This is a genomic window from Streptomyces sp. NEAU-sy36 (assembly GCF_013423905.1).
Classification (GTDB): Bacteria; Actinomycetota; Actinomycetes; order Streptomycetales; family Streptomycetaceae; genus Streptomyces; species Streptomyces misionensis.
Genome location: NZ_CP058977.1, coordinates 5475770 through 5491851, shown reverse-complemented (window position 1 = coordinate 5491851; position 16082 = coordinate 5475770). Strand labels below are relative to the sequence as shown.

The window sequence follows — 16082 nt, the reverse complement described above, 5'->3', positions numbered from 1 at the left end:
GCCGGCCCGGGTGTCTGCACCGCCGCGCCGGTGCGGTCCCGTACGGACCGGCTCACTCATAGTCGATCCAGTCGACGGCCTCGATCGCGGCCACCGTCTCGGCGAGCGCCGCCGGGTCGGGAGCGGCCCCGCTGAGCGCGGCCACGTTGCCGGCCGCGCCGATCCGCCAGTCGACGGGCGCGCCCGGTTCGACCAGCGGCACCACCCGCTCCACGAACGGCAGCCGGCGCAGCTCCGTCAGGTCGCGCACCGCCTTGACCCGGGTGGCCCCCACGGGCGGCACGATCAGATAGTGGAAGACGGCGGGACCGCGCCCCACCGGGTCGGGGGTGGTGTACGGGCGGCCCAGCGCCGCCTTGACGGCGATGTCGGCCGGCACGCTGCTGCCCGCGCGCACGCCGAGGTCGTCCACCCAGGCGCCCAGGCGGCCGTTGACCTCGATGACCCGCGGGCCGTCGGGGGTCAGCTTGATCTCGACGTCGGCCACCCCGTGCACACCGAGGGCGCCGACCGCCCGGCACGCCAGGTCGGCCACCTCCCGGACCAGGTCGTCCGGCACCACCGACTGCCCGCCGTAGGCGCCGCGTTCCCGGAAGGGCTCGGCGAGCGCGAACTTGCTGCTGACGAAGACCGGGCGCACATCGTCGCCGCGGGCGACGCAGTCCACCGCCATGTAGTCGCCCCACGGCGCCTCGACCGGCATGCCGACCAGCAACTCCTCCACGACGACCGCGGTTTCGGCCGGCCCGCCGATCCCGCCGAGCGCCGCCGCGACCACCGCGCGGCACTCGTCCGCCGTGGCGACGGTGGTGGTGTTGCGGCTCGACGCGCCGACGACCGGTTTGACGATCGCGGGCAGTCCCACCCGCGCGATGGCCCCGTCCACCTGGTCGGCGGCGGTCACCGTGCAGAACCGCACGGTGTCCAGGCCCACTTCGGCGAACCGCTCGCGCTGGCGGTCCTTGTTGGTCACCGCCTCCCGCAGGGCGGGCGAGTGGTACGGCAGGCCGAGCGCCGCGGCCAGCCGGACGGTGTCGGCGATGCGGAATTCGCTGAACGTGATGATTCCGGCGGGGTTCAGCCCGCGCAATTCGTCGACGACCGACGTTTCGGTGCGTCCCGCGGTGTTCACCACCCGGCCCAGTCTGCCGAGGACCGGGAGCATCTGCTGTGCGTGTTCCGAGTCCGCGGCGACGAATGCCATTTCGCAGCCATTGGCGCGGGCGACCTGGGAAAGACGGAGCGGTGCGAGGCTTCCGACGTCGTAGACGGCGAGGAGTACCGGTGAATCGCTCAAGTGGGTGGTCCTTCCCAAGTGTTCGACGGTTCTCTCGCCGGGCCACAGCGGGGTTCACGCGGCGAGAAAGGCATCCGTGTACATGAGAGGCGGAAGAAGCATAGCCAGCGACCAGGGCCCGGCAAACATCGGTTTTCGGCCACCGCCTTCCGGATGGTTTCGCTGGAGGTTGCCGGGTGACCTGCGTCACATTCACCGACGAAAGGTTTCGCCATCTGCGGCGCCGACCAATTTCATAGCGTTGGCAGCCCAATCCCGTCCGTTGGTCCGCGTCGGTCTCGGAATCGTCGTGCGTTTGATGAGATGAGGAGCCAGATGAGCCAGACTCCCGGTACGGAAAACGGTGCGGACCGTATTCCGGTGTTGTGGGCAGAAGTCCTCGGAACCGGTTCCGACCCGAATCTCGGTTTTCTGGAGAACGGTGGGGATTCCTTCCGGGCCCTCACTCTCTCCACCATGATCCACGAGGAGACGGGCATCGAGGTGGATTTCCTCGACATCCTGGAGAGCGAGAACGCCCACGCATTGCGCGAACGCGTGCGCTCCGCGGCCGACTCGTCCTGACGTATTCAGCCGACGGGCCCTGGAAACGAGAATCCGCGATCGGAGGAAAAACGTGTCCGCTCCGCGCGTCGCGGAAGAGACGCCCTGCCCTCGACCGGCCGCTCCCCGGCCCCTCCGGATGATGTGCGTCCCCTACGCGGGGGCGGGCGCCGGCGTGTACCGGGGATGGCGGCAGGGGCCCGGCGCCGTCCTCGACGTGATGCCCGTCCAACTCCCCGGACGCGAGGAGGAGTTCACGGCGCCGTTCCACCGCACGGTCCGGGCGGCCGCCGAGGACGTCGCCGGCCGGGTCGCCAGGCACGCCGACGGGGCCCCCTACGTCCTCTTCGGCCACAGCCTCGGCGCCCTCCTCGCCTACGAGGCGACCCGCCACCTGCTGGAGACCGGCGGCCCCCCGCCCCGCCACCTGGTGGTCAGCGGCTCGGTGAGCCCCCGGCGCCGCCGCCCCGAGAAACTGTCCGACGATCCGGTGCGGGCCGTCGCCCAGTTGCGCGAACTGACCGGCCAACCGGAAGCCTTCGCCGACCCCGAGATCCGCGACCTCCTGCTGCCCGCCCTGCGCGCCGACATCGCGATGTCCGAGGGCTACCGCCCGCAGCCGCACCGCCCGCTGCCGGTCCCGCTCACGGCCCTTCGCGGCACCGCCGACGCCTCCGTCCCGGCCGCCGACTGGCGGGACTGGGCGGCCTACACCTCGGCGGGCTTCCACGCCGTCGAGTTCCCCGGCGGCCACATGTACCTCACCGAGTCCTGGCCCGCCGTGCTGCGCGCCCTCGCGGAGCTGGTGTGACGACCCCCGGTACGCAACGAAAGGAGCCGCCCGTGGCAGCGGCCGCCCCCGCGACCCTCCATGAGCTGTTCGCCCGCTCCGCCGCACGCCATCCGGACCGCACCGCGCTGGAGGTGGACGGCCGGACCTTCGGCTACGCGGAGCTGGACCGCCTGGCGGACCGGCTGGCCGGACGGATCCTGCGCCGGACCGGCCACCGCCCCGCACGGGTGGGGCTGCTGGCCGCCCGCAGCCTCACGGCCTACGCGGGCTACCTGGCCGCGCTGCGGCTGGGCGCCGCTGCGGTGCCCATCAACCCCGCGCACCCGCCCGCCCGGCAGCTGGCCGTCGTCAAGGACGGCAACCTCGACCTCGTCGTCGGCACGCCCCCGCGCACCCGGGGCGGTACCCAGGCGCCGCCCGACCTCGGCGTGCCCCGGCTGCTCGTCGACGAGGCGTCGCTGACGGAACCGGCCGACGGCACCGGCGCGGCGCGGGGCGACGACGGCACGGACCCGGGCGGACCGGCCGCCGCGCCGCCGCGGCCGGACGACATCGCCTACATCCTGTACACCTCGGGCTCCACCGGAGCGCCGCGCGGTGTGCCCGTGCGGCACGCGAACATCGTGCCGTTCATCGACTGGGCCGTCGACGCCTGCGGCTTCGGCCCGCAGGACCGCACCTCCCAGAACGTCGAGTTCTCCTTCGACGTGGCCGTCTACGAGATGTTCGTGACCTGGGCGGCCGGCGGCGCGCTGGTCGTGCCCCGCGCCAACGACGTGCTGCGGCCCTCCCGGTTCGTCAACGAGCACCGGATCACGCACTGGTTCTGCGTGCCGTCCCTCGGCAGCCTCGCCGAGCGCACCGGCGCGCTCGCCCCCGGCTCGATGCCCACCCTGACCAAGGTCATGCTGGGCGGCGAACGGCTCACCGCCGAACAGGCGCGGCAGTGGGCCGAGGCCGCGCCCAACGCCGTACTGCACAACATGTACGGGCCGACCGAGATGAGCGTCGTCTGCGTGCACAAGGACCTCGGGGGCGCCGGCCGGCTCGTGCCCGCCGGCTCCAACGGGACGATGCCCATCGGCGAGGTGCTGCCGCACCTGGAGAGCGTCGTGCTCGGGGAGGACGGCCGGCCCGCCGAGACCGGCGAGCTGTGCCTGCGCGGGCCCCAGCGGTTCGCCGGCTACCTCGACCCGGCCCACAACGAGGGGCGGTTCCTGCGCCGCCGGCCCGGGGAGCCCGCGGTCGTCCTGCCGGCGGGGGAGGAGCCCCGCGACACGGACTGGTACCGCACCGGCGACCTGGTCCGCCCGGAGGGCGAGGGACTGGTCTTCCTGGGCAGGCTGGACGACCAGGTGAAGGTGCGCGGCCACCGCATCGAAGTGGGCGAGGTGGAGGCGCAGTTGACGCGCCACCCCGCGGTCCGGGAGGCCGTCGTGGTCGCCCACCGGTCCGGGCCGGAGGCGACGCTGGTCGCCCACTACACGGGCACCGCCACCCCGCCCGCCGAACTCACCGGCTTCCTGCGCGAGCGGCTCCCGCACTACATGCTGCCGAGCCGCTTCCTGCACCGGGAGTCGTTCCCGCTGAACACCAACGGCAAGATCGACCGCCGCTCGCTGCCCGCCCCCGATCCCGACTGAGCCGCGCGCCCGGCCGGGGTGCGCGCGCCCATCACCACTTCGACCCGCTGCGGAGGAGACATGTCAGGCACCACGACCGGTGAGGTACCGAAGATCCTCCTCATCGGTTCCGGTGACCTCACCATACGGTTGGGTCATCTGCTGGCGAGCGCGGAACCGGAGACGCGGCTCGTCCTCGCGAGCCGCTCGGCGGAGCGCGCCACCCGCTTCGCGAACCTGACCAAGCTGGCGGCCGCCAACCTCGGCCGGATACGCGAGGTCGAGGCGGTGGCCATGGACATGGCCGACGTGGACCGCACCGCGGAGCAACTGCGGCGCATCCGGCCGACGATCATCTTCATGGGCGCCTCCATCCAGGCCGCCCGCGCCATCATGGACCTGCCCGAGGAACTGTTCCGACGACTCGACGAGGCACAGCTCGGCCCCTGGTTGCCGATGCACCTCACGCTCGTGCACGAGCTGATGCAGGCGGTGCGCCTCGCGGAGTCGCGGGCCGTCGTCGTCAACGGCGCCTACCCCGACGCGGTCGGCCCCGCCCTCGCGGCCCTCGACCTGGCGCCCGACGTCGGGATCGGCAACATCGGCAACATCGTGCCCGGCATCACCTGGGCGGCCGCCGAGGAACTGGGCGCCTCCCCGGCCGAGGTCGAGGTGAAGGCCGTGGGGCACCACTACTTCAGCCACCACGTGCACCGGTTCGGCGAGGCCCGCGGCATCCCGCACCTGCTCGACGTCCGTGTCGCGGGTGCCCCGGCCACGGTCGACGCCGACGCGGCGTACGCCCGGCTGGCCGGCGGCCTGCGGCGCCAGGGCGGCAAGGAGGGCCAGCAGCTGACGGCCACCTCCGCCGCGCGCCTCCTGCTCGCACTGCTGTCCCGCACGGAACAGTCCCTGCACGCGCCCGCCCCCGGCGGCATGACCGGCGGCTACCCGGTCCGGGTCTCGCGCGAGGGCGTGCGGCTCGACCTGCCGCCCGGCACCACCCCCGCGGCGGCCGAGGCCGTCAACCGGCGCTGCCAGCTCCTGGACGGGATCGAGCGCGTGGCCGCCAACGGCACGGTCCAGTTCACCGAGGAACGCATGGCGGTGATGCGGGAGATGCTGGGCTACCACTGCACCGAGCTGAAGGTCGCCGACGCCCGTTCCGCGGCGACCGAACTCGCCGGGCGCTACGACGCCTTCCTGCGCCGGCACGGACTGGGCGCATGACCGCGCACACCGTGCTCTTCGACCTCGACGGCGTGCTCGTGGACAGCCAGGACGCCGAGGTGCTGGCCCTGCTGGAGTTCGCCCGGACCGTGCACGCCCGGGTCCCGGCCGAGGGCTTCGCCGAGCGGGTCGCGGGCCGCCGGATGAGCGAGTCGGTCGCCATCATCGGGCAGTACACGGACACCCCGCTGCCGGACGACGCGGTGGAACGGGTCCGGGAGATCGCCGAGCGGTATCTGGCGACCCGGTTGCGCGCCACCCCGGGGATGGCGGCGGCCCTGCGGGAGATCACGGCACCCGTGTACGTGGTGTCGAACTCGCCCCTCGGCATGATCGAGGACCGCCTGCGCCGCACCGGCCTCGCCGGCTTCTTCACCGGCCCGCACTTCTCGGCGTACGAACTGGGCACGTGGAAGCCGGACCCCGGCCTCTACCGGCAGGCGGTACGGGCGCTGGGGGCGGACCCGGAGACCGTCGTCGCGGTCGAGGACAGCGAGGTCGGCGTGCGCTCCGCCCACGACGCGGGCCTGCGCGTCCACTGGTACCGGCCGGACCGGCCGCAGGAGAGCCGGGGCTCGGGGCGCGTCCGGGTGTTCGGGGACATGAGCGCACTGCCCGCCCTGCTCGCCGCCCGGGTGTGACCGGGCCGCCCGCGCCGCAACCGACCGCGCGTGATCCGCGTCCCCTGTTTCCGTGGTTCGAACGGCACGGGGGCGGACGGAAGAGGCGGCAAGGTGGGGAACGGGTTCATCGGCGTCATCGTGTGCGGAGCGGTCGCGGTGCTGCTCCTGGCGGTCGGAGCGCGCGACGGAGCGCTGGTCTGGCGGCTGCGGCGGCACGGCATACGCACCTGGGGCGTCGTGGTGGACAACGTACGGGTGGAACGGCGTGACGCGGCCCCTTCGTGGGCCCCGGTCATCGCCTTCGCCGACCTGCGCGGCCACCGGGTGGAGTTCACCACCCGGATGCGCGGCGGCGGCATGGGACTGGCGACCGGCCGCCGGGTGCCGGTGGTGTACCTGGCACACGACCCGCAGGGCGCGCGGGTGTCCATGTGGCGGCACACGGTCGGCCCGGTCGTGTTCGTCCTGCTGGCGGGCCTGGTCTTCGCGGGCACCGCGGTGCTGATCGCCGTGACGGCGTGAGCGGGCCGCGGCCCGTCGCGGCTCAGGCGGCGGCCGCCGGGACGGTGAGCCGCCCGTCGTGGACCTCGGCGATCCGGTCGGCCGCGCCGAGGTGGGTGCGGTCGTGGGTGACCAGGACGGTGGCGGTCGGCTGCCGACGGGTGAGCCGGGCCAGCAGGGCGACGACGGCGGCGCCGCGCTCGTGGTCCAGGGCGCTGGTGGGCTCGTCGACCAGCAGGACGGTGGGCTCGTTCATCAGGGCCCGGGCGATGTTGACGCGCTGGCGCTGGCCGCCGGAGAGCTGGTGCGGACGGCGGCCCGCCTGGCCGGCCAGGCCGACCGCGTCGAGGAGTTCCATGGCCCGGCCGCGGGCCCCGGCGGGGGAGCGGCCGTCGAGGTGCGCCATCACCTGGAGCTGCTCGACGGCGGTGAGGGAGGGCAGCAGATGGGGCTGCTGGAAGACGATGCCGATGGTGCGGCGGCGCAGCTCGGTCAGCTCTCCCCGGCTCAGACCGGTGGTGCGGGTGCCGTCGACGGTGACGGTGCCTGCGTCCGGCGTGACCAGGGTGGCGGCGACGGCCAGGAGGCTGGACTTCCCGGAGCCGGAGGGCCCGACCACGGCGGTCAGGCTGCCCCGGGGCACCTCCAGGCTGACCCGGTCGAGGGCGGTGAGGCGGGTGTCGCCGTCCGGGTAGGTGAGGGTGACATCGGTCAGGTGCAGGCTCATCGGGCGCTCCCCAGGGCGGTCAGCGGGTCGACGGAGGTGATGCGGCGGACGGACAGGACGGCTCCGAGGGCACCGAGGACGATCGTCACCGCGGCCGGCGTCAGGACGGTGCCGGGGGTGAGGACGAACGGCACGGTCCCGACGACCAGGGCGCCCACGCAGGCGGCGGCGCCGGTGCCGATCAGGGTGCCGCCGGCCAGCAGGACGACGGCCTGGCCGAGGGCGTCCCGCAGCAGCCCGGCGGTGGAGGCGCCCAGCGCCTTCAGAACGGCGACGTCGCCGCTGCGCTGAATGGTCCACACGGTGAAGAAGGCCCCGACGACCAGCGCGGAGATGGCGAACAGGAAGCCGCGCATCAACTGAAGGGAGCCGTTCTCCGAGGTGTAGGAGCCGATCGCGGACAGCGAGTCGCCGAGGGCGACGGTCCTGGTGCCGGCCTGCCGGTCGGTGGCCGCGAGCGCGGCCTTCGAGGTGGTGGTCAGGGCGATGACGGTGGCGGCCGGGCGTTGCCCGCCGCCGGTGGGCGGCGCCGCCTTCCGCCAGACGCCGAGGCCGGTCCAGATCACCGGGGTGTGGCTGAAGAAGGCGTCGCCCCGCACCGCGGCCACCGTCAGCCGCCGCCCGGCCAGGGTGACGGAGCCGCCGGCCGCCACCCCCAGGTCGTCGGCGGCCGCGGTGGACAGCACCACCGTGCGGTCGCCGATCGCGTCGCCGTCCGGGGCGAGGCGGGAGCCCGGGCGGACGCCGAAGGCGGAGACCGCGGCGCTCCTGTCCCCGGCGGTGGCCCGGGTGGTGGTGATCCCCAGCGGCTCGGCGCTCTCGACACCGGGGGCCGCCGACCACCGCCGCCACTGCGCCCCGGTGACAACGGAGTCGGTGAACGACAGGTCCCGGCCGCCGGCGGGGGCCTGGAAGACGATCTCGGTGGCGGGCAGTCCCGTGATCGCCGAGACGTTCTGCCGGCCCAGTCCGGCGGTCAGTCCGGACAGCAGCCCGACCAGCAGGGTGATCAGCACGATGACGGTTCCCGTCAGGGCGAACCGCCCCTTGGCGAACTTCAGGTCTCTCCAGGCGACGAACACGGCCCTGCCTGTCCTGTGTGGTGGTGGACATCGGTACGTCTCCACCGTCGCCGCCGGACCCCCGCGGGCGCGTCCCCCGCCGGACGGCACTTCCCGGGCCGAAGGCCGCCACCCGGCTTCCAACTTTCGATGGAGGCCCCGGACCCGGAGCTTCCGTAGCCTGGAGGCACTGTGAACGCCGCCGCCCCCGCCCCGACCCCGACCACCCGCGCCCTGTCCTGGTGCCTGCACCTGCTCGTCGTCGGCCTGCTCGCCCTGGCCGCCGCACGCGCCGTGACCGACGGCCGGCCGCACACCGGGGCGGTCGTCGCCGCCTCGGCCGTGTGCGCCGCGGTGTACGCGGCCGGGCCGCTCCTGCCGGGCGTGCGCCGGTCCCGGCGGGCCGCCTCCCTGTGGCTCGCCGCGGTGGGCGCCGGATGGCTGGCGCTGCTGGTCCTGTCCGCGGACGCGGTATGGGTGGCGTTCCCGCTGTACTTCCTCCAGCTCCACCTGCTGCCGCGCCGCGCCGGGCTCGCCGCCGTGGCGGCCACCGCGGCGGCCGCCGTCGCCGGCTTCGCGGCCCACCAGGGCTCCTTCGGCGCGGCCATGGTGATCGGACCCGCGCTGGGCGCCGCCGTCGCGGTCGCCGTGGTGTGGGGGTACCAGGCGCTCTACCGCGAGAGCGAACGGCGCAGGCGCCTGATCGAGGAGCTGACCGCCACCCGCGCCGACCTGGCCCGGGCCGAGCACACCGCGGGGGTGCTCGCCGAACGCGAGCGCCTGGCCCGCGAGATCCACGACACTCTCGCGCAGGGACTGTCGAGCATCCAGTTGCTGCTGCGCGCCGCCGAACGCGCCCTGCCCGCCCGGCCCGTGGTCGCCGCCGGGCACGTGGCGGCGGCGAGGCAGGCCGCGGTGGACAACCTCGCCGAGGCCCGCCGCTTCGTCGCCGCCCTCACCCCGCCCGCCCTGGACGGCACCACCCTGGCCGACGCGCTGGCACGCCTGTGCGCCACCACCAGCGCCCACCACCGGATCACCGCCCGCTTCCGGCTCGACGGCCACCCCGTCCCACTGGCCACCGCCCACGAGGTCGCCCTGCTGCGGGTCGCCCAGTCCGCCCTCGCCAACACCGTCCGCCACGCCGACGCCACCAGCGCCGAAGTCACCCTCGGCTACGGCACGGACCACATCGCCCTCGGCGTCGCCGACGACGGCACCGGCTTCGACCCCGGCCGGCCGCCCGCGCCCGACCCCGACGGCGGCGGCTTCGGGCTGGCGGCCATGCGGGCCCGCATGCACGCCCTCGGCGGCACCCTGGCCGTCGAATCGGCCCTTGGCCGGGGCACCTCGCTGACCGCCCGGCTCCCTCTCGACCCGCCCGCCGACACCACCCCCGAGGCCCGACCGTGACCGACGACACGCCCATCCGCCTCCTGCTGGCCGACGACCATCCCGTGGTCCGGGCCGGACTGCGCGCCGTGCTGGAGACCGAGCCCGGCCTCGTCGTCGTGGCCGAAGCCGCCACCGCGGAGGACGCCGTCGCCCGTGCCGCCATGGGCGACGTCGACGTGGTGCTCATGGACCTCCAGTTCGGCGGGGGCATGGGGGGCGCGCAGGCCACCGCCCTGATCACCGCCCGGCCCGGCGCGCCCCGCGTCGTGGTCGTCACCACGTACGACTCCGACGCCGACACCCTGCCCGCCATCGAGGCCGGCGCCACCGGCTACCTCCTCAAGGACGCGGACCCCGAGGACCTGGCCGCCGCCGTGCGCACCGCCGCCGCGGGCCGCACCACCCTCGCCCCCACCGTCGCCGAGCGGCTCGTGAACCGGCTGCGCGCCCCCGGCACCGCCCTGACCCGGCGCGAGACCGAGGTCCTCGCCCTGGTCGCCGACGGCCTGTCCAACCAGGCCGTCGCCCGGCGCCTCCACCTCACCGAGGGCACCGTCAAGTCCCACCTCGCCCGCGTCTACGCCAAACTCGGCGTCGAATCGCGCACCGCCGCGGTCGCCACCGCCACCGACCTGGGCCTCATCCGCCGCTGACCGGCCGCGGCGCACAGCACCTCGACCGCGCCGCACCGGCCTTCCGGGGGCGAGCGCCGCCGAGGGGGTGGCGCGAGCCGGTCCGGTCGTATGGGAATCTTTGATGTTCCTGGGGGCGGGTGCGGGATCGTGAACGAGGGGGCGGGGCGCGTGGGGCACGGCGAGCGGCAGACGCTTGCGCGCGGAGCGCGGCTGTACAAGGCGGCGCAGGCGGTCGCCGGTGACCACGCCAGTGCGGTCGAGGCGGTGCGGGCGGCGCTGAAACCGATGCACGACGCGGCCGTCAAACGGGAGCTGGACGCCATCCCCGTCGCCCGGCTCCAGGACGTCACCGAGGGCCGCCTGCGGCTGGGCAACGTCGACAAGAGCGGCCTGGGCACGGTCGGCCAGGTCCTCGAAGCGGGCCCCTACCGGCTGCGGCAGATACCCGGCGTCGGACAGCGCACCGTCGACCAGATGCTCGCCGCCGCCCGGCGGCTGTCCGAGGCCGTGCACGAGACGGTGGCGGTCCGGATCGACGTCGACCGGCCGGACCCCGCCACCACCGCGCTCGTCGAGGCCCTGCACGTCCTGGTGGCGGCGGGCCCCGAGGCCCGGCGCGCGGTGGACGAGGCCGCGGCCCTGTCCCAGCGGCTCGGCCCGCTGCTGACCGAGGCCGGGCCCGCCGCCGGACGGCTCAGGATGCTGCTGGCCGGGCGGGCGAAGAGGGCGCGCGCCCTGACGGCACTCGCCGGCGTCCGCGCGCTGGTGGACGAGGCGGACCGGGCCGGCCTGCCCGAGTCGCTGGCCCAGACCTCGGTGGACCTGCTGCGCGGAACGCCGTCCGACGTCGCGGCCTGGGCGGACTTCGAGCTCCGCTCCGCCGAGTACCACGGCCTGCTCGCCGAGATCACCGGGCGGCTGCCGGACGCGGCCGCCGCCGAGGGCTTCCTGCCGGAGGAGATCGCCGAGCGGGTGCGCGCCCAACGGCTCGACGACACCCACCGCCGGGTCTCCCTGCGCGGTTACCAGGCCTTCGGCGCGCGCTTCGTCCTCGCGCAGCGCAAGGTGCTGCTCGGCGACGAGATGGGCCTCGGCAAGACCATCCAGGCGATCGCCGTACTGGCGCACCTGGCGGCCGAGGGACAGACCCACTTCATGGTCGTCTGCCCGGCGAGCGTCCTCGTCAACTGGACCCGCGAGATCGAGGCCCGCAGCGCACTGCGGGTCACCGTGCTCCACGGCCCCGACCGGCACGACGCGTTCGCCGACTGGCGGGAGCGCGGCGGGGCCGGGGTGACCACCTTCGACGCGCTGCGCGGCTTCCCGGTCCCGGGCGGCGGGGAGGTCGGGCTGCTCGTCGTCGACGAGGCGCACAGCGTGAAGAACCCGGGCGCCAAGCGGTCCCAGGCTGTGGCCCGGTGGGCGGAGCTGTGCGAGCGCGCGCTGTTCATGAGCGGGACCCCGATGGAGAACCGGGTCGTCGAGTTCCGCAACCTGGTCGGCATGCTGCACCGCGGCATAGCGGACTCCCTGGGCGAGGGCGACGCGCCGGCCGGGTCGGTGGCCTTCCGCGAGGCCGTCGCCCCGGTGTATCTGCGGCGCAACCAGGTGGACGTCCTCACCGAACTGCCGAGCCTCCAGCAGAGCGACGAATGGGAGGAGCTGAGCGCGTCCGACGAGGAGGAGTACCGCGAGGCCGTCCGCGCCGGCAACTTCATGGCGATGCGCCGGGCCGCCTATATGCGGCCCGAGGGCTCGGCCAAGCTGGACCGGCTGCGCGAGATCGTCCGCGAGGCCGGCGAGAACGGGCAGAAGACCGTCGTCTTCTCCAACTTCAAGGACGTGCTGGCCGTGGTCCGGGACCGACTCGCCCCCGGCACCGAGGTGTTCGGCCCGCTCACCGGAAGCGTCCCGGCCGGGCGGCGGCAGCAGCTGGTCGACGACTTCTCGGCCGCCACGGGCCCCGCGGTGCTGCTGGCGCAGATCCAGGCGGCCGGCGTCGGCCTCAACATGCAGGCCGCCTCCGTCGTCGTCATCTGCGAACCGCAGATCAAGCCGACCATCGAGCACCAGGCGGTGGCCCGCGCCCACCGGATGGGCCAGGTCCGGCCGGTCCGGGTGTACCGCCTGCTCGCCACCGGGGGCGTGGACGAACGCCTGGTGAGGCTGCTGGAGGCGAAGACCCGCCTGTTCGACGCCTACGCGCGCCGCAGCGCCGTCGCCGAGGCCACGGCCGACGCGGTCGACGTCTCGGACACCGAGCTGGCCCGCCGCATCGTCGAGGAGGAGCAGGCACGCCTCGGCGTGGCGGACGACCGCCCGCTGCAACCGAGCGAGTGACGCGGCGCGGCGCGCACGGCCGGGCCGGACCGTGCGCCGCCGGGTGCCCGGACTCGGCGCTGTCGCCGCCCCGGCCGTCCACGAGCCGTGGAAGCCGCCCGGCGAGGTCCGGGCCGCGCTGGACCACCCCGTCCCGGTGGGCGGCCTGGCCGAGGGACCGGACCGCTGCCACCGGGCCCGCGGCCGGGTAGGGAATCCCGTCCCGCCGGGCGGGCTCACCGGTCGGGGTCGGCAGGCACGTCGACGTGGCGCACCCCGGCATGCCGGGGCCGGGGAAGGCGCCGGGCACGCGGTGGCCGGGATACCGCCGGGGCAGAGGACGATGGCCCCCTTACCGGTGTCTTCGGCCCGCGCACCGCCATGATCGGTCGGCCCGGTCCCGCCGGGGCATGACCGGCGCCGGGGTGCGCTACTCGGCGGCAGGCTCCGTGCGGCGGCCGCGGCGCGCCGCCATCACCGCGTAGACGAGCACGCCGACGAAGAGGAACAGCGCGCCCTGGTACACCGCCGCGTAGCCGGCGCCCGCCATCAGCCAGATCGAGAAGACGGCCGCGACCGCGGTGATCACCGAGTCCCGCACCAGCCGCCCCCGGTCCACCGACGCGGCCCGGCCGGAGACGAGGTGGAACAGCTGCGCGGCGGTGGCCAGCAGGTACGGCACCGTCGCCGTGAAGGTGGTGACGAGGACCAGCACCTCGAAGACCTTGCCGGAGCCGGACAGGTAGTTGTACGCGGTGAGCAGGGAGGCGAGGACCACGGTGACGCCGACGCCGACCGTCGGCACGCCCCGGCGGCGCCGGGTGAACGCGGCCGGGAAGAGCCCGTCGCGCGCGGCGGCGTACGGGGTCTGGGCGCTGAGCAGGGTCCAGCCGTTCAGGCAGCCGATCATCGACACCAGCGCGGCGAGCGCCACGGCCCAGCCGCTCCAGCTGCCGCCGAACATCGCGTTCACGGCGTCCGAGAACGGCGCGGTGGAGTGGACCAGGCGGTCGTGGGCGACCGTCCCGAACACGGACAGCGTGCCCAGCAGGTAGACCAGCGCGGCGCCCGCGGTGCCGATGACGGTGGCGCGGCCCACGTTGCGGCGGGCGTCCTTGACCTCACCGGCGCTGACCGCCGCGGACTCCACCCCGAGGTAGGAGAAGAGCAGCAGCGCGGCGGAGGCGGACACCGCGCCGATCGCGCCGTGGCCGCTGGAGTTGAACGGCCCGAGCCGGGAGGGATCGAAGAAGAACAGCCCGCCGATCGCGACGAGCAGCAGCGGCACGAACTTCAGCACCGTGGAGACCACCTGCACCGCGCCCACGTAGCGGGTGCCCGCGAAGTTGGCGAGCGCCGGCAGCCACTGGATCACCAGCGCGGCCAGACACGCGGTCCAGCGGTGGCCGCCGACCGGGATCAGCACGTCCAGGTAGCCGACGGCGGCGACGGCGAGCGCGGCGTTCGACACCCAGGTGGTGATCCAGTACGACCAGGCCGCGAGGAAGCCCGCGAAGTCGCCGAACGCCCCGCGCGCGTAGACGTAGGGACCGCCGGTGCGGGGGTCGCGCGCGGCGAGCCGGCCGAAGACCAGGGCGAGGGCGATGGCGCCCACGGTGAGCACGCCGAAGGCCACCAGGCTGACCGTGCCGTAGGGGGCGATGGAGGCGGGGAGCAGGAAGATGCCGCCGCCGATGATGTTGCCCATGACCAGGGCGGTGGCCACCGGGAGCCCGAACCGGCGGGCGTGCCGACTGGAACCGCCGTGAGGGTCCTCGACGGCGACCGCGGGGTTCTCCGAGGGGGCCGGAGCCGGCGGGGATGCGGTTCCGGTGACGTGCATGGGTGGTGCGCCTCTCATCAAGCCGATGCCCCGGGATCGCCGGGACCCGGCCATGGTCCGTGATGCCCGCACCTGCCGCAAAATCGCCGTTTCTTGTACCGTCCGGGACGCCCGCTCACGGAAAAAACTGAGGTCGGGGCCCCCGTGCGCCGTGATATCTCCGGTGCTCCCGAACGATCGAGCTGCGATGATCCGCTGGTATGAGAACCGAGGAGTCCGTTCGGCCGGAGGAGCGCGTGCTCCTGGTGGAGTCCCGCGCCGCCGACGCCGCGCTCGCCGCGTTCGGCGCCTGCCTGCCGCCGCGCGCCGCCGGCGAGGAGGTCGTCTTCCTGTCGCACGGCTACGCGGACGTGCCCCTGGGGCGACGGTACGACTGCTGCTTTCCGGCGGACGACGAGGGCGCCGTCACCTGGGTCACGGTCACCGTCGTCGCGGTGACCCAGCAGTTCGGCCGCCCCTTCGACGGCATTCCGCACGGCTGGCGGACGCTGGCCCTGCTGCGGTTCGAACCCGAGGTGCCCGCCGTGGTCCGCGCCCTGCCCCGGGCGTCCGTCTGGTGCGAGCACCCGGTCACCCTGCTCGTGGGGGACCGGGACGCCTGGGCGGCGCGCCGACGGGAGTACGGCGGGTTCGGCCACGTGCTGCGCCGGTGGACGGAGCACCGGCGCACGGACGCCGGCCGCCTGGCGCGGCGGGCCGAGGTGCCCGAGGCGTGGGTGCGGGGGGTGCTGCGCGGCGGGCCGCCCATGGACGTCCTGCTCCGGCGGCTGGCCCCGGTGCTCGGGCTGCGCACGCCGGACGTCTTCGCGCTCGCCGGCCGGACGTCCCCGTACGATCCGCCGCCCTCCGGAGCCCGCGCCGGGGCGTGGGTGCCGGAACTGGTGCGGCACGCCGTGGTGCTCCCGCCCGAGGGGCTGGGCGAGCTCCGCCGGTTCGTCGCCGGCCTGCGCCCGGTGTACCCCGGGGCCGCCGACGCCCCCGGGGAACCGGACCACGACGCGGCCGACGGCCCCGGCCCCCTCCTGATGCGCCTCGCCCGCGCGCGCAACCTCGGCCCCGCGGCCACGGCCAAGACGCTGGCGGTGCTGACCGGGCGCCACTGGTCGGCCGCCACGTACCACGCGCTCGCCCGGGGCGGCAGGGAGGTCACCGGCGACCTGCTGGCCGACTTCGCCGCCGTGTTCGGGATCCCGGCCGCGGATCTGGCCGTGCTCGTCGGTGCCGGGCCGTGCGCCGCGCCACCCCCCGACCCGGCGGTGACCGGGGCCGCCGAGCTGATCCACGACGTCCGCGCGCTGACCGCCGACCAGCTGCGCCGGGCGGTCTCCTTCGCCCGGTCGCTGCGGGAACGGTCCTGACGCGGGGACCGGTCCTGACGCGGGGAACGGTCGCGGCCGGGGGACGGCCGCCGCGCGGGGCACGCGTGGCCGCGCCGCCCAAGGCGCTTGGCCGCGCGGGCGGTTGGGCGGACCGGCGCCGGCGGCCCCGGTCCG

The 16082-nt window shown here is 75.0% G+C and carries 14 protein-coding genes; 10 read left to right on the top strand and 4 right to left on the bottom strand.

The features are described from left to right. Window positions 1–52: 52 nt before the first annotated feature. Window positions 53–1297 (bottom strand): acetyl-CoA carboxylase biotin carboxylase subunit family protein, encoded by a 1245-nt coding sequence (locus HZZ00_RS23970; RefSeq protein WP_180328392.1) that lies wholly within the window; start codon window positions 1295–1297, stop codon window positions 53–55. 315 nt (window positions 1298–1612) lie between these two features. Between HZZ00_RS23970 and HZZ00_RS23965 the strand changes: the two genes are divergently transcribed. The 6 genes from HZZ00_RS23965 (at window position 1613) to HZZ00_RS23940 (ending at window position 6630) form a co-directional block, all read left to right on the top strand. Continuing rightward, a complete protein-coding gene (locus HZZ00_RS23965) occupies window positions 1613–1861 on the top strand; it encodes an acyl carrier protein (RefSeq protein WP_180328391.1) in 249 nt (82 codons plus the stop codon). A gap of 52 nt (window positions 1862–1913) precedes the next feature. Next, window positions 1914–2651: a thioesterase II family protein gene (locus tag HZZ00_RS23960; protein WP_180328390.1), complete on the top strand. Its 738-nt coding sequence runs from the start codon at window positions 1914–1916 to the stop codon at window positions 2649–2651. A 32-nt stretch (window positions 2652–2683) separates the two neighbouring features. After that, on the top strand, window positions 2684–4276 hold the full coding sequence (locus HZZ00_RS23955) for an amino acid adenylation domain-containing protein (protein WP_180328389.1): 1593 nt from the start codon (window positions 2684–2686) through the stop codon (window positions 4274–4276). Between the two features lie 60 nt (window positions 4277–4336). Continuing rightward, window positions 4337–5485 carry a hypothetical protein gene (locus HZZ00_RS23950; RefSeq protein ID WP_180328388.1) on the top strand — a complete coding sequence of 383 codons (1149 nt, stop codon included), beginning with the start codon at window positions 4337–4339 and terminating at the stop codon, window positions 5483–5485. Continuing rightward, the gene (locus tag HZZ00_RS23945) at window positions 5482–6126 is read left to right on the top strand and encodes an HAD family phosphatase (protein WP_180328387.1); all 645 of its coding nucleotides are present in this window, start codon (window positions 5482–5484) and stop codon (window positions 6124–6126) included. The genes HZZ00_RS23950 and HZZ00_RS23945 overlap by 4 nt, the downstream gene beginning before the upstream one ends. A 93-nt stretch (window positions 6127–6219) precedes the next feature. After that, a complete protein-coding gene (locus tag HZZ00_RS23940; protein ID WP_257585197.1) occupies window positions 6220–6630 on the top strand; it encodes a DUF3592 domain-containing protein in 411 nt (136 codons plus the stop codon). 22 nt (window positions 6631–6652) lie between these two features. Here the strand turns inward: HZZ00_RS23940 and HZZ00_RS23935 are convergent, their stop codons facing one another. Both HZZ00_RS23935 and HZZ00_RS23930 read right to left on the bottom strand, forming a co-directional pair. After that, window positions 6653–7336, bottom strand: a complete 684-nt coding sequence (locus HZZ00_RS23935; protein WP_180328386.1) for an ABC transporter ATP-binding protein — start codon at window positions 7334–7336, stop codon at window positions 6653–6655. Beyond that, a complete protein-coding gene (locus HZZ00_RS23930) occupies window positions 7333–8418 on the bottom strand; it encodes an ABC transporter permease (RefSeq protein WP_180328385.1) in 1086 nt (361 codons plus the stop codon). Before HZZ00_RS23930 ends, HZZ00_RS23935 begins: the two co-directional genes overlap by 4 nt. Before the next feature lie 171 nt (window positions 8419–8589). On the opposite strand from HZZ00_RS23930, the gene HZZ00_RS23925 reads away from it, so the two are divergent. The 3 genes from HZZ00_RS23925 (at window position 8590) to HZZ00_RS23915 (ending at window position 12767) form a co-directional block, all read left to right on the top strand. Next, on the top strand, window positions 8590–9810 hold the full coding sequence (locus HZZ00_RS23925) for a sensor histidine kinase (protein ID WP_180328384.1): 1221 nt from the start codon (window positions 8590–8592) through the stop codon (window positions 9808–9810). Continuing rightward, window positions 9807–10445 (top strand): response regulator transcription factor, encoded by a 639-nt coding sequence (locus HZZ00_RS23920; RefSeq protein WP_180328383.1) that lies wholly within the window; start codon window positions 9807–9809, stop codon window positions 10443–10445. Before HZZ00_RS23925 ends, HZZ00_RS23920 begins: the two co-directional genes overlap by 4 nt. A 150-nt stretch (window positions 10446–10595) precedes the next feature. Continuing rightward, a complete protein-coding gene (locus HZZ00_RS23915) occupies window positions 10596–12767 on the top strand; it encodes a DEAD/DEAH box helicase (RefSeq protein WP_257585992.1) in 2172 nt (723 codons plus the stop codon). Window positions 12768–13176: 409 nt separating this feature from the next. On the opposite strand, the gene HZZ00_RS23910 is transcribed toward HZZ00_RS23915, so the two are convergent. Further along, window positions 13177–14589: an amino acid permease gene (locus HZZ00_RS23910; RefSeq protein ID WP_180328381.1), complete on the bottom strand. Its 1413-nt coding sequence runs from the start codon at window positions 14587–14589 to the stop codon at window positions 13177–13179. A 200-nt stretch (window positions 14590–14789) separates the two neighbouring features. Between HZZ00_RS23910 and HZZ00_RS23905 the strand changes: the two genes are divergently transcribed. Further along, window positions 14790–15947 (top strand): hypothetical protein, encoded by a 1158-nt coding sequence (locus tag HZZ00_RS23905; protein WP_180328380.1) that lies wholly within the window; start codon window positions 14790–14792, stop codon window positions 15945–15947. Window positions 15948–16082: the final 135 nt, after the last annotated feature.

Excerpts from the sequence above, each read along its gene's own strand:
- HZZ00_RS23905 (WP_180328380.1), top strand. The coding sequence starts at position 14,790 with ATGAGAACCGAGGAGTCCGTTCGGCCGGAGGAGCGCGTGCTCCTGGTG.
- HZZ00_RS23965 (WP_180328391.1), top strand. The coding sequence starts at position 1,613 with ATGAGCCAGACTCCCGGTACGGAAAACGGTGCGGACCGTATTCCGGTG.
- HZZ00_RS23950 (WP_180328388.1), top strand. The coding sequence starts at position 4,337 with ATGTCAGGCACCACGACCGGTGAGGTACCGAAGATCCTCCTCATCGGT.
- HZZ00_RS23910 (WP_180328381.1), bottom strand. The coding sequence starts at position 14,589 with ATGCACGTCACCGGAACCGCATCCCCGCCGGCTCCGGCCCCCTCGGAG.
- HZZ00_RS23935 (WP_180328386.1), bottom strand. The coding sequence starts at position 7,336 with ATGAGCCTGCACCTGACCGATGTCACCCTCACCTACCCGGACGGCGAC.
- HZZ00_RS23945 (WP_180328387.1), top strand. The coding sequence starts at position 5,482 with ATGACCGCGCACACCGTGCTCTTCGACCTCGACGGCGTGCTCGTGGAC.